This window comes from Paenibacillus sp. 2TAB23, from assembly GCF_052115165.1.
Lineage (GTDB): Bacteria > Bacillota > Bacilli > Paenibacillales > Paenibacillaceae > Pristimantibacillus.
In genome coordinates this window covers 18,716-35,365 of sequence record NZ_JBFRGD010000035.1, presented here as the reverse complement: position 1 = coordinate 35,365, position 16,650 = coordinate 18,716, and the positions used below count along the sequence as shown (strand labels likewise).

18 protein-coding genes and 1 other annotated feature (1 of these 19 running past the window's edge) are annotated in these 16,650 nt (G+C 47.0%); of the genes, 15 read left to right on the top strand and 3 right to left on the bottom strand.

The features are described from left to right. Positions 1-293: 293 nt before the first annotated feature. The 5 genes from murB (at position 294) to ftsZ (ending at position 6,162) form a co-directional block, all read left to right on the top strand. Positions 294-1,199 (top strand): UDP-N-acetylmuramate dehydrogenase, encoded by a 906-nt coding sequence (gene murB, locus AB4Z29_RS30360; protein ID WP_441946637.1) that lies wholly within the window; start codon positions 294-296, stop codon positions 1,197-1,199. A gap of 15 nt (positions 1,200-1,214) precedes the next feature. Further along, a complete protein-coding gene (gene murA / locus AB4Z29_RS30355) occupies positions 1,215-2,483 on the top strand; it encodes a UDP-N-acetylglucosamine 1-carboxyvinyltransferase (RefSeq protein ID WP_441946636.1) in 1,269 nt (422 codons plus the stop codon). 112 nt (positions 2,484-2,595) lie between these two features. Next, entirely contained in the window at positions 2,596-3,366 is a 771-nt protein-coding gene (locus tag AB4Z29_RS30350) for a cell division protein FtsQ/DivIB (protein WP_441946635.1), read from the top strand. A 220-nt stretch (positions 3,367-3,586) separates the two neighbouring features. Beyond that, positions 3,587-4,828, top strand: a complete 1,242-nt coding sequence (gene ftsA, locus AB4Z29_RS30345) for a cell division protein FtsA (protein ID WP_183563621.1) — start codon at positions 3,587-3,589, stop codon at positions 4,826-4,828. A gap of 218 nt (positions 4,829-5,046) precedes the next feature. Further along, on the top strand, positions 5,047-6,162 hold the full coding sequence (gene ftsZ / locus AB4Z29_RS30340) for a cell division protein FtsZ (RefSeq protein ID WP_441946634.1): 1,116 nt from the start codon (positions 5,047-5,049) through the stop codon (positions 6,160-6,162). 1,389 nt (positions 6,163-7,551) lie between these two features. Here ftsZ and AB4Z29_RS30335 read toward each other — a convergent pair. After that, positions 7,552-7,971, bottom strand: a complete 420-nt coding sequence (locus AB4Z29_RS30335) for a hypothetical protein (RefSeq protein WP_441946633.1) — start codon at positions 7,969-7,971, stop codon at positions 7,552-7,554. 361 nt (positions 7,972-8,332) lie between these two features. Between AB4Z29_RS30335 and spoIIGA the strand changes: the two genes are divergently transcribed. The 3 genes from spoIIGA to sigG all read left to right on the top strand — a co-directional run bounded on the left by spoIIGA (position 8,333) and on the right by sigG (position 10,897). Then, positions 8,333-9,250, top strand: coding sequence for a sigma-E processing peptidase SpoIIGA (spoIIGA, locus tag AB4Z29_RS30330; protein ID WP_441946632.1), 918 nt, complete (start codon positions 8,333-8,335; stop codon positions 9,248-9,250). Positions 9,251-9,288: 38 nt separating this feature from the next. After that, on the top strand, positions 9,289-10,011 hold the full coding sequence (gene sigE / locus AB4Z29_RS30325; RefSeq protein ID WP_054027973.1) for an RNA polymerase sporulation sigma factor SigE: 723 nt from the start codon (positions 9,289-9,291) through the stop codon (positions 10,009-10,011). Between the two features lie 103 nt (positions 10,012-10,114). Further along, complete coding sequence (sigG, locus tag AB4Z29_RS30320) at positions 10,115-10,897, top strand: RNA polymerase sporulation sigma factor SigG (RefSeq protein ID WP_183563614.1); 783 nt, start codon at positions 10,115-10,117, stop codon at positions 10,895-10,897. Between the two features lie 45 nt (positions 10,898-10,942). Here sigG and AB4Z29_RS30315 read toward each other — a convergent pair whose 3' ends face one another. Then, entirely contained in the window at positions 10,943-11,371 is a 429-nt protein-coding gene (locus tag AB4Z29_RS30315; protein WP_441946631.1) for a DUF3995 domain-containing protein, read from the bottom strand. A 19-nt stretch (positions 11,372-11,390) separates the two neighbouring features. Beyond that, positions 11,391-11,954: a TetR/AcrR family transcriptional regulator gene (locus AB4Z29_RS30310; RefSeq protein ID WP_441946630.1), complete on the bottom strand. Its 564-nt coding sequence runs from the start codon at positions 11,952-11,954 to the stop codon at positions 11,391-11,393. A gap of 212 nt (positions 11,955-12,166) precedes the next feature. Between AB4Z29_RS30310 and AB4Z29_RS30305 the strand changes: the two genes are divergently transcribed. The 7 genes from AB4Z29_RS30305 (at position 12,167) to AB4Z29_RS30275 (ending at position 16,322) form a co-directional block, all read left to right on the top strand. Next, entirely contained in the window at positions 12,167-12,448 is a 282-nt protein-coding gene (locus tag AB4Z29_RS30305) for a YlmC/YmxH family sporulation protein (RefSeq protein ID WP_183563605.1), read from the top strand. Between the two features lie 59 nt (positions 12,449-12,507). Next, positions 12,508-13,359: a peptidoglycan editing factor PgeF gene (gene pgeF, locus AB4Z29_RS30300; RefSeq protein ID WP_441946629.1), complete on the top strand. Its 852-nt coding sequence runs from the start codon at positions 12,508-12,510 to the stop codon at positions 13,357-13,359. A gap of 3 nt (positions 13,360-13,362) precedes the next feature. Continuing rightward, positions 13,363-14,082 carry a YggS family pyridoxal phosphate-dependent enzyme gene (locus tag AB4Z29_RS30295; protein WP_441946628.1) on the top strand — a complete coding sequence of 240 codons (720 nt, stop codon included), beginning with the start codon at positions 13,363-13,365 and terminating at the stop codon, positions 14,080-14,082. A 3-nt stretch (positions 14,083-14,085) separates the two neighbouring features. Next, on the top strand, positions 14,086-14,535 hold the full coding sequence (locus tag AB4Z29_RS30290) for a cell division protein SepF (protein ID WP_183563596.1): 450 nt from the start codon (positions 14,086-14,088) through the stop codon (positions 14,533-14,535). Between the two features lie 7 nt (positions 14,536-14,542). Continuing rightward, entirely contained in the window at positions 14,543-14,815 is a 273-nt protein-coding gene (locus tag AB4Z29_RS30285; RefSeq protein ID WP_441946627.1) for a YggT family protein, read from the top strand. Positions 14,816-14,944: 129 nt separating this feature from the next. Continuing rightward, on the top strand, positions 14,945-15,727 hold the full coding sequence (locus AB4Z29_RS30280; RefSeq protein WP_441946626.1) for an RNA-binding protein: 783 nt from the start codon (positions 14,945-14,947) through the stop codon (positions 15,725-15,727). Between the two features lie 97 nt (positions 15,728-15,824). Continuing rightward, entirely contained in the window at positions 15,825-16,322 is a 498-nt protein-coding gene (locus tag AB4Z29_RS30275) for a DivIVA domain-containing protein (RefSeq protein ID WP_183563590.1), read from the top strand. Positions 16,323-16,402: 80 nt separating this feature from the next. Next, positions 16,403-16,650: a binding site (T-box leader), on the top strand (it continues 55 nt past the right edge of the window).

Sequence of the window (16,650 nt, the reverse complement as noted above, 5' to 3'; positions counted from 1 at the left end):
CTGTTACATGCCGCAAGGCATGCTGACAGGGGCAGCGAATCACTTTATTTTCATTTCTTGCTTGCATCACAAAGCCTAAGCGGATGCTTACGAAGCTGGTTTTGCTTCACAAGACCTAAGCGGGTGCTTACGAAGCTGGTTTTGCTTCACAAAACCTAAGCGGATGCTTACGAAGCTGGTTTTGCTTCACAAAACCTAAGCGAATGCTTACGAAGCTGGTTTTGCTTCACAAAACCTAAGCGAATGCTTACGAAGCTGGTTTTGCTTCACAAAACCTTTAGGAGGTACAACCAATGGAAGCATTTAAAGCGGAATTGGAACAAGCCAATCTTGGCGAAGTTTTGTATAATGAACCGCTCTCGAACTATACAACGTGGAAAATCGGCGGACCTGCCGATATATTAATCCTCCCTCAAAGCAAAGAAGAATTAGTGGCAGCCGTGCAGCTGGTGCAGAAGCACCAAATGCCGTGGACTAATTTGGGCAGAGGCTCCAACATGCTGGTGAGCGATAAAGGGATTCGCGGTGTTGTAATAAAACCACACAGAGGGTTAGATTACGTGCGTTTTGAAGGACCGCTAATAACGGCTGGCGCTTCATATTCGTTAATAAAGCTATCAGTCATGACGGGTAAAGCAGGGCTAACCGGGCTAGAGTTCGCAGGGGGAATTCCAGGCACGGTAGGCGGAGCCGTTTATATGAATGCTGGCGCGCATGGTTCGGATGTGTCACGTATTTTTAAATCAGCTGACATTGTACTGGATACAGGAGAATTGGTTCGTTTTAATCGCGAGGATATGCACTTCTCTTACCGACATTCTATTCTTCACGAGCAAAAAGGCGTCGTCGTAGAGGCGGTCTTCGAGCTTGCGGAGGGAGACAAGAAGGAAGTCCTTTCCGTGATGGCCTCTTACAAAGAGAGAAGATTGAGAACACAGCCGCTGCAGCTCGCATGCGCAGGAAGCGTATTCCGCAACCCGCCGGGCGACTTCGCAGCTAGACTCATTCAAGAGGCTGGTTTAAAGGGTGAAAGGCTCGGAGGAGCGCAGGTATCGGAGCAGCATGCCAATTTCATTGTGAATACCGGGCAAGCAACAGCAGAAGACGTTCTCGCCCTCATGACTCGTATTCAAAGCATCGTTCAGGAGCGCTATGATATCCTGCTGGTGCCGGAGGTATTGGTGGTGGGTGAGCGGTAATTCGGAGGTGATACATTGGACAAATTGGTGATTGAAGGCGGGAAACCACTCTCAGGAACCATCGTTATCCAAGGAGCGAAAAATGCCGCTTTGCCGATTCTGGCTGCCAGTTTATTGGCCGATGGCACAACAACGCTAGATCATGTGCCAGATTTGCTAGACATCGATGTAATGCTGAATATTTTACGCGAACTAGGATGCCGGGCGGAGCACACGGGAGGAACTGTTGTGCTGGACACTGAAACAGCACATATTTCCCATGTGCCGGAATCGTTAATGAGGCAGATGCGTTCTTCCATTTTTTTAATGGGGCCCTTGCTCGCCCGGTTTGGTGAAACGCAGGTCTACCAGCCAGGCGGTTGTGCGATAGGTGAACGAAAGATTGATCTACATTTAGAAGGATTGCAGGCACTTGGTGCAGAAATAGAAGAGCTGGGTAATCGAATCATATGCCGTGCCGATAAGCTGCGCGGGGCGGACATCCATTTGAGCTTTCCGAGCGTAGGTGCGACGGAGAACATCATGATGGCTGCTGCTTTGGCTGAAGGCCGCACAACAATTAGCAACGCTGCTAGAGAGCCTGAGATTCAAGATTTACAAGGCTTCTTAAATGCTATGGGCGCAAAAATTATGGGCGCCGGAACGGACACGATAACGATTGATGGGGTACAGTCGCTAACACCATGTCGTTATAAGGTTATTCCGGATCGTATTGTTGCGGGTACCGTTATGGTGGCTGCTGCGGCAACGCGCGGGCAAGTAACGCTTCAGAACACGCAGCCTGCCCATTTATCTTCCTTAATCCATGTTCTTCGTCGTGCAGGTGTTCAAATCGTTGTCGACGGTGATATAATTAAAGTTGGCAGTGCAACTAGACCCAGGGCAGTTGAAAGAATCGTAACCTCACCGTATCCGGCTTTTCCTACCGATTTGCAGTCTCAGGTCATGGTGCTGCTTGCGCTTGCTGATGGTGTGAGTGTATTGAAAGAAACGATTTTTGAAGGCAGATTGAAGCATGTGGATGAGCTCTCGCGCATGGGCGCAGACATTCGGGTAGATATGAATGCAGCCTTCATACGCGGGGTGCCTAGGCTATATGGCGCGACTGTTGAGGCAACTGATCTTCGAGCGGGAGCTGCGCTTGTTATTGCCGGTTTAGCGGCGCAAGGCAAGACGGTTGTTGAGCAGATTCACCACATTGATCGGGGCTATGAGAAAATCGAAACGATGCTTGCAAGGCTGGGTGCCCGGATATCACGGTACTCGCCAGTTCCTAATAATTAATACTATGCGCGTGAGCTGCAAGATAGAAACAGCCGGTACCCCTTTTCAAGCTAAGCGTAGGCTGAAGCTAAGAGGATGACCGGATGTTTTTTGGGGAAAGAAGGGACAAGTTATGAGCGCGCAGATGCCTGTGCTGAAGGAGCCTTTAAAAAAGAGGATGGGCAGCAAAAAGCTTCTTTACATTCTTATTTTATTATTCCTGGCTCTTCTAGCGGTTCTGTTTTTTAATTCTTCAATAAGCAAGATATCAGAGATTCAAATTGAAGGTACAAGATTCGTGTCCAAAGAGGATATAAATAAAAAAGCGGCCATTCTGGTCGGGGATGCTTTCTTCCGCACCTCGTCTAATACAATAGAACAAAGAGTGCTTACTCTGCCTCAAATTAGTAAAGCAACAGTAACCAAAGTGTTTCCTGGACTAATAAAAATCGAAATCGTAGAGTTTCCGGTCGTTGCATTTGAGCTCTCGAAGCAAGGCGAGCTGACCGCTCTTTTATCGAATGGCACCACAGTAGAAGCTGACAATGACGAAATGCAGCTGGTGGACAAGCCCGTGCTTTCAGGCTGGACGGAGAAGGATCCCATAAAAGCGGAGCTGACGAAGCAGCTCGGCAAGATTTCATCGAAGCAGCTGTCTGATCTGTCAGAGATTATTCCGTATCCTTCAGCGGCGTATCCAGACCGGGTGATCATGTATACGCGAACGAAATTTGAAGTCGTTACTGCCGTTTCAGTGCTCCCCGAGAAAATCGAAGCTTTGAATGCAGTCATCGAGACGCAGGAGCCGGGAAAAATTACGATGCTGCTCGCGGATACATATGTCCCTTTTAAAGAGGAAAGTCCAGAAAATATAGATGCTGACCAAAAAGAGACTACTCAATAGCTTCAAAGAATGGTAGAATTTTATTTATGGCATTTATACTCGATGGGGCTGGATAACATTAGGAAATATAGAGTTCCGCAAGGGGCGGAGCTCGACATTAAGCGAAAAACAACGAAAAATTTGTTGAAAAAAGAGGGAAAATATTAAAGGCGTTGAATAAGTAGAAAGACCTTGAACATGTGTGATCTTAAATATTTATTTGAAACGGAGGTGCCGCAAGATGAGCAGCAACGACATCATCGTCAGTTTGGACATCGGTACATCCAAAGTTCGTGCTATTATTGGTGAAGTGAATAATGGAGCCATTAATATTATTGGAGTTGGATCAGCCGACTCAGAGGGTATTCGCAAAGGAGCAATAGTAGATATTGACCAAACTGTGCAATCGATCCGCAATGCAGTAGAGCATGCGGAACGCATGGTAGGCATTCAAATATCAGACGTATACGTTGGCATACAGGGCAATCATATTGCGCTTCAAACCAATCGTGGCGTCGTTGCAGTATCCAACGAGGATCGTGAGATTGGCGAGGAAGATATTGAACGTGTTTTGCAAGCAGCAAAAGTAGTTGCGCTTCCACCGGAGCGTGAAATCATTAATTTGGTTCCAAAGCAATATTTGGTAGACGGTTTGGAAGGCATTTCTGATCCGCGCGGTATGATTGGCGTACGGCTGGAGGTTGAAGCGACGATCGTAACGGGTACGAAGACTGCCATACACAACCTGATGCGTTGTGTAGAGAAAGCGGGACTTCGTATTTCTGGCGTAATTTTATTATCGCTAGCCTCTGGTGTTGTATCGCTAACAAAAGATGAAAAATCGATGGGAACCGTTCTTACGGACATCGGAGCTGGCTCTTGTACGATCGCTATATACGATCAAGGCGGTCTGGCAGCAACATCTACGCTTCCTATTGGCGGTGAATACGTAACGAATGATGTAGCTTACGGGTTGCGCACTCAAAGTGATCAAGCTGAGAAAATTAAATTGAAATACGGCTGTGCAAACGTTTTGGATGCAGCTGAAGATGTGAAATTCAAAGTGGTGCGAATGGGCAGCAACGTGGAGAAGGAATTTTCACAGGTTGACCTTGCGAGTATTATTGAGCCACGTATGCAAGAAATCTTCCATCTCATTAGACAAGAGGTTCGAAGACTTGGCTACGGGGATAAGGTTAACGGTTATGTGCTGACCGGCGGCTCTGTGTCGATGCCAGGAACGCTTGCTTTGGCCCAGACAGAGCTAGAGTCTTCCGTAAGAATCGCACTCCCGGATTATATTGGAGTAAGAGACCCGGCATTCAGCAGCGGCGTTGGCATGATTCAATATGTATCGAAATATATGGGAGCTCGCGGAACTGGAGCTGTGAAGAAAACGGCAAGTCGCAAAGCAAGTCCAGCACCTTCTACTAAACCCGGTATGTTCGAGCGGATCAAGAGTATGTTTAATGAATTTATTTGAAAATATAAGATAATATAAGTTTGACTTTTAAAATATAGGAAAGCATATGGTTTCGCCATCCTTTCTCTATATTTCTTGGATTGAAACGCGCCGCGCCGCCAGAGGATTGCGACAGCCGTTTCGCCTTGTACGATGCTTATATTTTACCGCGAAACGTTGCTGTATCGTATCACTTGGATGCTAACAGCAGTTTACGCTTGACTGGGGGAAAATGAAAGATGTTGGAATTCGACTTTGAGCTTGAGTCGCTGGCTCAAATAAAAGTAATCGGTGTAGGCGGGGGCGGCAGTAATGCTGTAAACCGTATGATAGAAAATGGTGTTAAAGGTGTAGAGTTCATAACGGTGAACACCGATGCTCAAGCACTTCATTTGGCGAAATCGGAGCACAAGCTGCAAATCGGCGATAAGCTGACACGGGGTTTGGGTGCCGGTGCTAATCCAGATGTCGGCAGCAAGGCTGCTGAGGAATCCCGTGAAATTATTATGAACCAGCTGAAAGGCTCGGACATGGTGTTTGTTACCGCAGGTATGGGCGGAGGAACAGGTACTGGAGCCGCGCCGGTAATCGCTGAGATCGCGCGTGAATGCGGTGCTTTGACAGTAGGTGTTGTTACAAGACCGTTCACATTCGAAGGACGCAAGCGTTCCGGACAAGCTGAGCTAGGTATTGAGGCGCTGAAGGAAAAAGTAGACACGCTAATTGTCATTCCTAATGACCGATTGCTTGAGATTGTTGACAAGAAGACGCCAATGCTTGAGGCATTCCGCGAAGCGGATAATGTGCTTCGTCAAGCAGTTCAAGGTATATCAGACCTAATTGCGGTGCCTGGTCTTATCAATCTCGACTTTGCAGACGTCAAAACTATCATGACAGAGCGTGGATCTGCACTTATGGGTATTGGTATCGCTACTGGTGAGAACCGTGCGGCGGAAGCGGCAAGAAAAGCGATTATGAGCCCATTGCTGGAAACATCGATTGATGGCGCACGCGGTGTCATTATGAACATAACAGGTGGCAGCAATCTATCCCTGTATGAAGTTAATGAAGCGGCAGAGATCGTAATTTCAGCGTCAGATCCTGACGTGAATATGATCTTCGGTGCAATTATTGATGAAGATCTGAAGGACGAAATTAAAGTAACCGTGATTGCAACGGGCTTTGAGCATAAGTCAGCTGCAGCTCGCCGTGTGCCTCAACAACAACCGGAAGCGGTTGATACGAGACAAACGGGAAGCACAAGCGGCGTCAAGCCATTCGGTGCTAACAACACATCAAGCGATCAGCTGGAAATTCCAGCGTTCCTGCGCAATCGCCCTCGCAGCGACCGCTAAAGCTATCTTATTAACCGCTTCGCCAGCAATTGGTGAGGCGGTTTTTTGTGTTTTGCTGTGCATGCGTGGTTAGCTAGGCTATGACAGAGCGGAGGTATCCTAGAGGTTCTTATAAAACCGCTGCTCTCGCTCACACATCAGTGAGAAGCAGCTGTAAGCACGTATAGGTGCTTACAGCTGCCAAAGTAACCAGCCTGAACGCTAGTAAGAACCTATAGGTTCTTACAGAGCCGCCGCACCCACATCCGCTCAAGTGCTACAAAAAGCAGCTGTAAGCACGCATAGGTGCTTACAGCCGCCAAAGTAACCAGTCTGAACGCCTGTAAGAACCTATAGGTTCTTACAGAGCCACTGCACCCGCTCAAGTGCTACAAAAAGTAGCTGTAAGCGCAAATAGGTGCTTACTGCTGCCAAAGTAACCAGCTTGAATGCCAGTAAGAACCTATAGGTTCTTACAGCGCCGCCGCACCTGCTCAAGCGCTACAAAAAGCAGCTGTAAGCGCAAATAGGAGCTTACAGCCGCCAAAGTAACCAGCCTGAACGTCTGTATGAACCTATAGGTTCTTACAGAGCCGCCGCACCTGCTCAAGCGCTACAAAAAGCAGTTGTAAGCGCAAATAGGAGCTTACAGCCGCCAAAGTAACCAGCCTGAACGTCTGTAAGAACCTATAGGTTCTTACAGAGCCGCCGCACCTGCTCAAGCGCTACAAAAAGTAGCTGTAAGCACGCATAGGTGCTTACAGCCACTAAAGTAATTAGCGTGAACGCCTGTAAGAACCCATAGGTTCTTACAGAGCCGCCGCACCTGCTCAAGCGCTACAAAAAGTAGCTGTAAGCACGCATAGGTGCTTACAGCCACCAAAGTAATCAGCGTGAACGCCTGTAAGAACCCATAGGTTCTTACAGAGCCGCCGCACCTGCTCAAGCGCTACAAAAAACAGCTGTAAGCGCAAATAGGAGCTTACAGCCGCCAAAGTAACCAGCCTGAACGTCTGTAAGAACCTATAGGTTCTTACAGAGCCGCCGCACCCACCCTTACAAAAAATCAACTATAAGTGCTAATAGGTGTTATGGAGCTACAGAGGGTGTATCAATGGTAAGCCGTACACTCGAACAGCAATTAACATATTATAACTGCTGAACTATCGTTTCTTGATGTTCCGGGTTTATTTTGTAACAACGGATTCTTTGAGTGCCTTTGCCTGCTGGAAGCAGCAGTTGTTTCGCAACCATGCCGTGAAGAAGCTTCTGCGCATCGCGTTTTTTGATTTTTAGGAGTTGGATCACATCTGATGGGCGAATATGAAGCTGGGATTGGACAGCGTATCTCATTATTTCCAGCTGCAAGAATCGTTCGGCACTCGTTTCCTGTTTGCGGCCAATCAAGCTTTAACCCATAAACTGTTGAAGAAGCTGCTGACACATGCGCGGCTTCTCTTTGATGTCATCATAGGAGAAGCGCAGCAGCTTCCAGCCATCAAGTATGAGGTGGTTTTGGCGCATTAGAGAGTCTGAGAATTGCCAGCGCGAAGTTTCAGCGGCATGAGAACGATAACCATCGATTTCGATAGCTAACCTGAGTCCATTCTTGATATAAGCAAAGTCTAGAAAACGAATGCCATCACGAAAGTCTGCGATTTCGTACTCAGGAGCTAAACCTTCCAGCTCAAAAAAAGCCGGGAACCATACTGCCTCAAGAAAAAGCTTCTCGGCATGTCCATGTCCCTGTAATAATCTTCGTTTGCTTTCGCCCTCGCGTTCTGTCAGATGCACACCGAGCCAGCGCTCATGAATTGCATGAAACGACATTCCTTTGACCCCCTCAGAATAAAAAAACACCGCATACTGCGGGAGCAATTCATTCCCGAGCAAGCGGTGTTCTTCACGGCTTCATATATGGAGAATCATAATATATCTTTCATCAAGGAGCAAGTGGTAGATGCGGATTCTTTCACCAACATTTTAATCAGCAGCTGAAAAGTGGAAGCATATAGTCTCTCCGTCACTCTCTGGCTAGGCGGTTTTTATACTCCTACTCGACAAAAAAAGATATGTCATGCTGTCATGAATAGACAGACTTTGAAATAGGATTTTAATATACTAGTGTCAATCGTTCTCCCGGGTGCCGGCTGCAGGCCCGTTTATCGCAAGTTGCAGGAAGGTGACCGAAGTGGCTGTTTATGTGGATGTTATGTTTTTGCGAGAGCTGCTTGTGGATGGTGCAATTCTATTAACTTCTGCATGGGCCCGTCATCTGAAACCAACAACCTGGCGGGTGTTATTAGCTTCTGCTGTCGGAGCTTGTTATGTCGTTTTGATGCTTTTTCCGCAATTGTCTTTTATGTTTACACTCGCAGTAAAGGTCGGGATTTCGCTGCTTATGGTATGGATTGCATTCGGTTTTGCATCCATTCAGCATTATTTGAGAAATGTCGCGGCTTTTTATGCAGTGAATTTTGTCGCTGCTGGAGCTGTCCTTGGTCTGTATTATTTGTTTATGCAAGGATCCGGCGAAGTATGGAGAACGATTACGTTCGTAAATGGCAGCATGCGTGTCGAGCTCAAGATGGGACTTTTTTATTTGGTTGCTGCGTTCTGTATCGGACTGTATATATACCGTACCGTCTTGACGCAAAAAAGAGAACGGGAGTTGGTGCAGACTCATTTAGCTGAGGTCAAAGTTACAATCGGAGAACGGATACATGTATGTATTGGTCTAATTGATACCGGCAACCAGCTTTATGATCCTCTTACGAGGACGCCAGTCATGGTAATGGAAGCATCCCTATGGCAAGATGATTTGCCCGAATCGTGGTTGAATAGCATACGAGATGCACAAGTAGATCGTCTTGTAGCGGGAATGGATGAACAAGCCTTTGTATGGCAAGATCGGCTCCGCCTAGTCCCATTCAGAGGTGTCAACCGAGGTTCGCAGTTCATGCTAGCGATAAAGCCGGATGCGGTCGAAATCACTAGGGAAGGACAAGTTTTTGAAACGCGGAAGGTGCTGATCGGGCTGGACGGCGGAAAGCTGACGGCTGATGGGGCATACCGAGCCATAATCCATCCGTCTATGGTACAACAGTAAAGAACGTATGCTCATACAAACGAGGAGGGATGGGCCAGATGCTCGTCAAGTACAAATTGATCCTTCAGTTATATTATTATCGTGTGATGTTTTTATTCGGATTAAAAAGCGAAGAGATTTATTATATCGGTGGAAGCGAAGCGCTACCGCCACCCCTTACACGCGAAGAGGAAGAATATTTGCTGGAAAAGCTGCCTACTGGCGATACGGCTATTCGTGCTATGCTGATCGAACGGAATTTAAGATTAGTCGTGTATATCGCCCGTAAGTTTGAAAACACCGGCATTCATATTGAAGATCTCGTATCAATCGGCGCAATTGGACTTATCAAGGCGGTAAACACGTTTGATCCTGAGAAAAAGATTAAGCTTGCTACCTACGCTTCGCGCTGTATTGAAAATGAAATATTGATGTATTTGCGCCGCAATAGCAAAACACGGACAGAGGTTTCTTTTGATGAACCACTCAACATTGATTGGGATGGAAATGAGCTGCTGCTATCCGATGTGCTGGGCACGGAGAATGATACGATTTACCGGAATATCGAAGAGCAGGTTGATCGCAAGCTGCTCCACAAAGCGCTCGATAAGCTGTCTGAGCGTGAACGGATTATTATGGAGCTTCGCTTCGGGCTGGCAGATGGAGAAGAAAAAACGCAGAAGGATGTTGCCGATCTTCTCGGCATCTCGCAATCGTACATTTCCCGCTTGGAGAAGCGGATTATAAAAAGACTGCGCAAGGAATTTAACAAAATGGTGTAAAGCCGCACCCCGCTTGCAGATGTCGAATGATGTCGCAAGAGGAATAAAAAGACCACCTGAGGAGATAATGTACAGTAATGTTTCTCCTTGGGAGGTAATCACGTTGACCCGAAATAAAGTCGAGATCTGTGGAGTGGATACTTCGAAACTGCCCGTCCTAAATAATGTCGAAATGAGAGAATTGTTTACGGCATTGCAAACCCGCAATGAGTGGGCAGCAAGAGAGAAATTAGTAAACGGCAACCTGCGGCTAGTTCTTAGCGTGATACAGAGGTTTAACAATAGGGGAGAATTTGTAGACGACTTGTTCCAGGTCGGCTGCATTGGACTTATGAAGGCGATAGATAATTTCGATCTTGGCCAAAATGTCAAATTTTCCACCTATGCCGTACCGATGATCATCGGTGAAATACGCCGTTACTTGCGAGACAATAATCCGATACGCGTATCGCGGAGTCTGAGGGACATTGCCTACAAGGCGCTTCAGGTCCGTGACAGCTTGACGAACAAGAACTCGCGCGAGCCTACGATTTTTGAAATTTCGGAGGCGTTGAATGTCCCGAAGGAAGATGTCGTGTTTGCATTGGATGCGATCCAGGATCCGGTCTCGCTCTTTGAGCCGATTTATCATGATGGGGGTGACCCGATCTATGTGATGGATCAAATTAGCGATGAACGCAATAAGGATGTTTCTTGGATCGAGGAAATTGCGCTTCGCGAAGCGATGCATAAGCTGAACGACCGGGAAAAAATGATTTTATCGATGCGCTTTTTTGAAGGAAAGACGCAAATGGAAGTTGCTGATGAGATCGGCATTTCGCAGGCGCAGGTGTCACGGCTCGAAAAGTCTGCTATTCAGCAAATGCAAAAGCATGTAAAAACATAAAAAAACGGTGCCTCGCGGCACCGTTTTTTTGCGTAAAGCGGCATATTAGGCAATGGCCATCATCCAAAAGGTTATTCCGGAAAGAAGCAGGCATAAGGGAGAGTAAACAATGGTGTCCATCCGAGCAAAAGGTGTATGTTTAATGCTTTTAAAAAATCCAAGCATGTTAAACTCGCCTATGGCACGAATCAAAAAAACAACAGCAAGCGACCATCCGGCAAAAGCAGGCAGCCAGGCTGGACCGATCGACGGTATGATCTCCACATGTATGAGCAGCAGGATGGACGCTGCCCAGAACAAAATAATAACCGCAGCTATTTCGATTGGGCCTGGCCTAAAAAAGGGCTGTTTGTTTTCGCTCTTCGTAGGAACTGCGATAGCGAATCCGCTGCGCCCGCCGAATAGCCAGTATAGATGTATGCCTCCGACTATAAGCAGCACGCTGCTCACTATACCCGCCAATATTATCTGCATCTAAATCCCTCCGTTTAGATTAAAGTGACGTCTCCAGAAAGGGTTTCAAAAGAGCGATTTGTTTTTCTGCTTCTCCATCGCTGGGCGGTTTGTGCTTATGACGCTCATGCCAGCCTAAGTAATAGCTGTACAATAGCTCCGACTTGCTTGCCGCATCTTCGTGGCTTTGTCCGTAGTCCATAAGCAAGCTCGTCATATAATCCAATCTTTGTTTCTTGATTATCTGGAGAATATCGGCATATTCGGATTCCGAAGCGCCAAGATTGCGAAGATGGTAAATAAAATCTTGGCCTTCGACGGTGCTGAACATAACCCTCAGTAGATGGTAGATCTTCTCGCGAGGTGATGCTGATTCCTGTGCTTGCAAATGCGCAATAAAGGAAGCGGTTGCGAGCTCTTGCCAAGACACGATGATGCGTTTAATAAATGCAGCACGGGTTTTGAAGTACCAGTAAAAGCTTGTTTTGCTGCTGCCAAGCTGCTTAGCGAGCTTTTCAACAACTAAAGCTTCAGGTCCTCCTTCGGCAAAGAGCTTTAAGCCGAGCTTGATCCAGTCTTGTTCTGTAGCAATGATTTTGGGCATATATCCTCCTTCCAGAAAATTTCATTTGTACGGTATCGTACATTAATGATGACATGAAAGCGCTGGAAATAAAAGTATTGTACGGAATCGCACAAAAAAATATCGAGCAGTTAACTGTTTTTTTGAGTAGAAGGACATTTTGGGCAAATTGCTCATATAGTTATAGGAGAGGTAAACGGACGATCATCCTACATGAAAAGCGGTGAACGAAAATGAAAATATCTGATTTTCAGACCAAGGATGTTATTAATATCGTAGATGGGAAAAAGCTTGGTCAAATTAGTGATTTGGAGCTCGATTTGCGTCAAGGGCGCATTGATTCAATCGTCGTGCCACAGTTTACTAAGTTTTTGGGGATGTTTGGCGGCGGAGGTACGGAGGTCGTTATCCCATGGCGCAATATTGTGAAAATCGGTGCGGATGTCGTGCTCGTTCGGATGGATGATACGAAACAGCTGCGCGCGGAGGAAGAGGATTTGCACGCTCGCTCGTAACACGATAAACTGGCGTTAGCTAGTTAGTGATGCAAGCTTATAATAGAGGTGAAAACGTTATGGAAGCATTTGAACATTTCCAATCGGCGAAGGGACCTTCGCTTTTTTTATTGTCCGAATGGAATGACCGTTATACGGGAATGACAGCAGGGTTTACCGGCCGGAATGGCGGCGTAAGCGGCGCACCTTGGTCTTCTTTAAATATAGGTTTGCACGTAGGCGATTCGCAGCAGGACGTTATTGCGAACCGCAAACGGTTGACGGATGCGATTGGATGGAGCTTTGAGGCATGGACCTGCGCCGAGCAAGTACATGGCAATCGCGTGTCGCAGGTTACGCTCGCGGAGCGAGGACGCGGAAGAGATTCGATGGATGATGTAATGAAAGGTTCCGATGCAATCATAACGGACGTGCCTGGCGTGCTGCTTGTGTCTTTCTATGCCGATTGCGTGCCTCTTTATTTCTATGATCCCCACCATCAAGCGGTTGCGCTGGCGCATGCAGGCTGGAAGGGGACTGTACAGCAAATTGCTGCGGAAACCGTACAAGCGATGTCGGATGCTTACGGCACGAAACCTGAGCAATTAAATGCAGCAATTGGGCCCTCCATAGGCAGCTGCTGCTATGAGGTCGATGGTCCGGTTATTCAGCAAGTGCAGCATCTATTGGAGCAGTTAAGCGCTGATGGAGAATCGAGTCAAAAGATGCTGCATCGCTCTGTAGATGGCAAGGCGAACTTGGACTTGAAAGAAATAAACCGACAGATTATGATAAAAGCAGGAATTTTGCCGATCCATATCGAATTAACAGAGTGGTGCACCGGATGCAGGCGGGATTTGTTTTTCTCCCACCGCAAAGAAGGTGGCTTGACCGGTCGAATGGCCAGTTGGATCGGCATTCAGGAGAGGTGAAGCATGTCGTTAACGTTTGAAGATAGAGTACAACTGGTTGAAGAACGAATTAGCAAGGCTTGCGAGCGTTCAGGTCGCAGCAGAGAAGACGTGCAGGTTATTGCCGTCACCAAATATGTGTCTTTGGACACAGCAAAAACCGCGCTATCGCGTGGGTTTCGTCATTTAGGCGAAAACAGATGGCAGGACGCACAGGAGAAATGGGAAGCGATAAGCGGGGAAGCAGACAATGGAATAGACGAACAGCCGATCTGGCATTTTATCGGTTCGCTGCAATCGAATAAGGTGAAGGACGTCATTGGGAAATTTACATACATGCATTCATTGGACAGGCTGTCGCTTGCAGAAGCGATTGATAAACGAGCTTCGCAACTTGGTATTGTCGTTCCCTGCTTCATTCAAGTCAATGTTTCTGGCGAAGGCACGAAGCAGGGGCTAGCTCCTAACGAGTTAAAAGGATTTGTGGAGCAGCTTGCTTCATTCAAATCTATCTCGCCAATTGGCCTTATGACAATGGCTCCTTATGAAGCTGAGCCAGAGCAGACGAGGCCTGTATTCAAAGCATTGCGCGAGCTTCGCGATGTCATCCAGAGCAGTTCTGCGCACGGGAAAACGATCACGCACTTATCGATGGGCATGTCGAATGATTTCGACGTTGCGATTGAAGAAGGAGCGACATGGATTCGTCTGGGCACGATACTGGTAGGGAAAGAGGAGGAATAAGATATGAGCGTAATGAACCGTTTTATGAGCTTTCTCGGCTTGCAGGATGAGGAAGAAGTCGTAGAGAGAGAACGCATTGTTCAGCCGGAGGAACAAGAAGCTGAAACTTCTCCCTTTGAGGCACGTAAAAACACAAAGAGCAATAATGTCGTCAGCATTCACTCGCAGAAAAATGTTCGTGTGGTGCTTAGCGAGCCCCGTTCTTATGACGAAGCGCAAGAAATTGCCGATCATCTGCGTTCGCGCCGTGCTGTCATTGTGAATCTCCAAAGAGTCCGCAGCGATCTAGCTGTTCGGATTGTTGATTTCCTAAGCGGTACAGTGTACGCTTTAAGCGGAAGCATCTCTAAGCTAGGCCCCAACATTTTTCTTTGCACGCCGGATTCAGTGGAAATTCAAGGTGCTATAACGGAAATGCTGGCGGAGGAGAACGACTACAACAAAATGAGGTGACCTTGAGTTGTTTAATAGTGTGGGAGATGTAATAGGTACTCTTCAAAGTATCTACAGCTTTATGATTATCGGTTATGTGCTGCTTTCATGGCTGCCGAATGCGAGAGAAAGCTTTATTGGTGTTTATTTAGCTAAATTGGTTGAGCCTTACCTGGGAATCTTCAGAAGATTCATCCCTCCAATTGGCGGCATGCTTGATCTATCGCCGATTATTGCGCTTTTCGCATTGCGTTTCGTTGCGATGGGCTTGGTTGCGGTCATTGAATTTTTGATTCCGTAATCGGATTTTTTAAAATATAGGGAAGTATATCCTTAGGCTATACATTTTCTATATTTATCGGAATGAAACGCGTCGCGCCGCCAAAGGATGGCGATAACCGTTTCACCTTACTTAAAGGAATGATTTTGCATGAAACAAGGAATATACGATCATTTCCATCCCGATGAGAAACCTTTCGTAGATCGGGCGGAGGAATGGATAGAGCGGTCCGCACAGCAGCATGAGCTGAAGCGGACCGATTTTTTAGACCCTAGACAAGCGCAAATCCTTACTATACTGGCTAATCGCAACACAGATGTCAGCATACGGATGGACGGCGGATACGCGCAAGCAGAACGCAAGCGCGCAATTATTGGACCTGATTATCGCAATTTGGACGATGAGCACATAGGTATTTCTGTTCTCGTGGTCAACGGGCCAGGCCAAGCACAACTCGATTTGGATCACGGTGATTTTTTGGGTGCCTTACTCGGACTCGGCATTAAACGCGATCGAATCGGCGATATCCATGTGCATGAGCAATTCTGCCATATTGTCGTTATGGATGAAATAGCCGATTATTTAAACATACATTTGAGACAGGTTCATCGCATTAGCGTTCTAACCGACGTACTCCCTTTATCCGGTCTGCAGACTGTCGTTCCGAAGCTCGAGGAAATGAGCTTATCGGTCGCTTCGATGAGACTGGACGGCATTGCAAGCGATGTCTATCGCATCAGCCGTTCCAAGATCGTCGATCCGATCCGAGCTGGGAGATGCCGCGTGAACTGGAAGTCGGAGGAAGATCCATCTGAGCAGCTGCGGGCTGGAGATGTCGTGTCATTCAAAGGACTCGGTCGATTTAAGGTGTTAGAGGTCGACGGCGTGACAAAAAAAGGCAGGATTCGAGTCAGGATTGGTAAATTTATTTAATCCAATGCAGGATTCTAACTTTAGTTGTCGAATTTGTTCTCATTCAAATTGTATTACTCGGTTGCTAGAGTCATAAATATCTTGAGGAGGTGCGCCAATGCCGTTATCGCCATTGGACATACATAACAAAGAGTTTGGCCGGAGACTGCGGGGCTATGATGAGGATGAAGTCAACGAATTTCTTGATCAAGTTATCAAAGATTACGAATCCTTAATTCGTGAAAATAAAGAGATGCAAAATCAAGTGCTTGGTTTGCAAGAGAGATTGAATCATTTCACGAACATTGAAGAAACGCTTAGCAAAACCATTATTGTTGCGCAGGAAGCGGCAGATGAGGTAAGAAGCAACGCGAAGAAGGAAGCGCAGCTGATTATTAAGGAATCAGAGAAAAACGCGGATCGTATTATTAATGATTCCTTGGCGAAGTCCCGCAAGGTTTCGTTAGAGGTAGAAGAGCTTAAGAAGCAAGCCTCCGTATACCGCGCACGTTTCCGCACGCTGGTTGAGGCGCAGCTTGAGCTGCTCACTGTAGATGGTTGGGATACACTGGAGCCGCAATCCAGACAATCGGAGCATGAGCTTACTCGAGGCTAGTGAAATGCACAATCGGGCGAAATCCCATTTGACAATCGACAGGCTGTTACGCTATAACTAATAGTAATAAATCGATGATCTAAACTTCGTTGATAAGAACAAGTACGTTTTAGCATCACTCCCCAGAGAGCCGGCAGCAGCTGAAAGCCCGGCGTGTGAGCTATCGCGGAATATCCTCTTTGAGAAGCAGCGCCGAACCTGCGAATGCGGCAGTAAGTGTTGACGGCTGTCCCCCGTTATAGGGAACGCGAACAGATTATGTTCGTGACTAAGGTGCCGCATGAAGGCAGCAGATGCCTGCTGATTTCTTCATATGCCTGCTTATCGT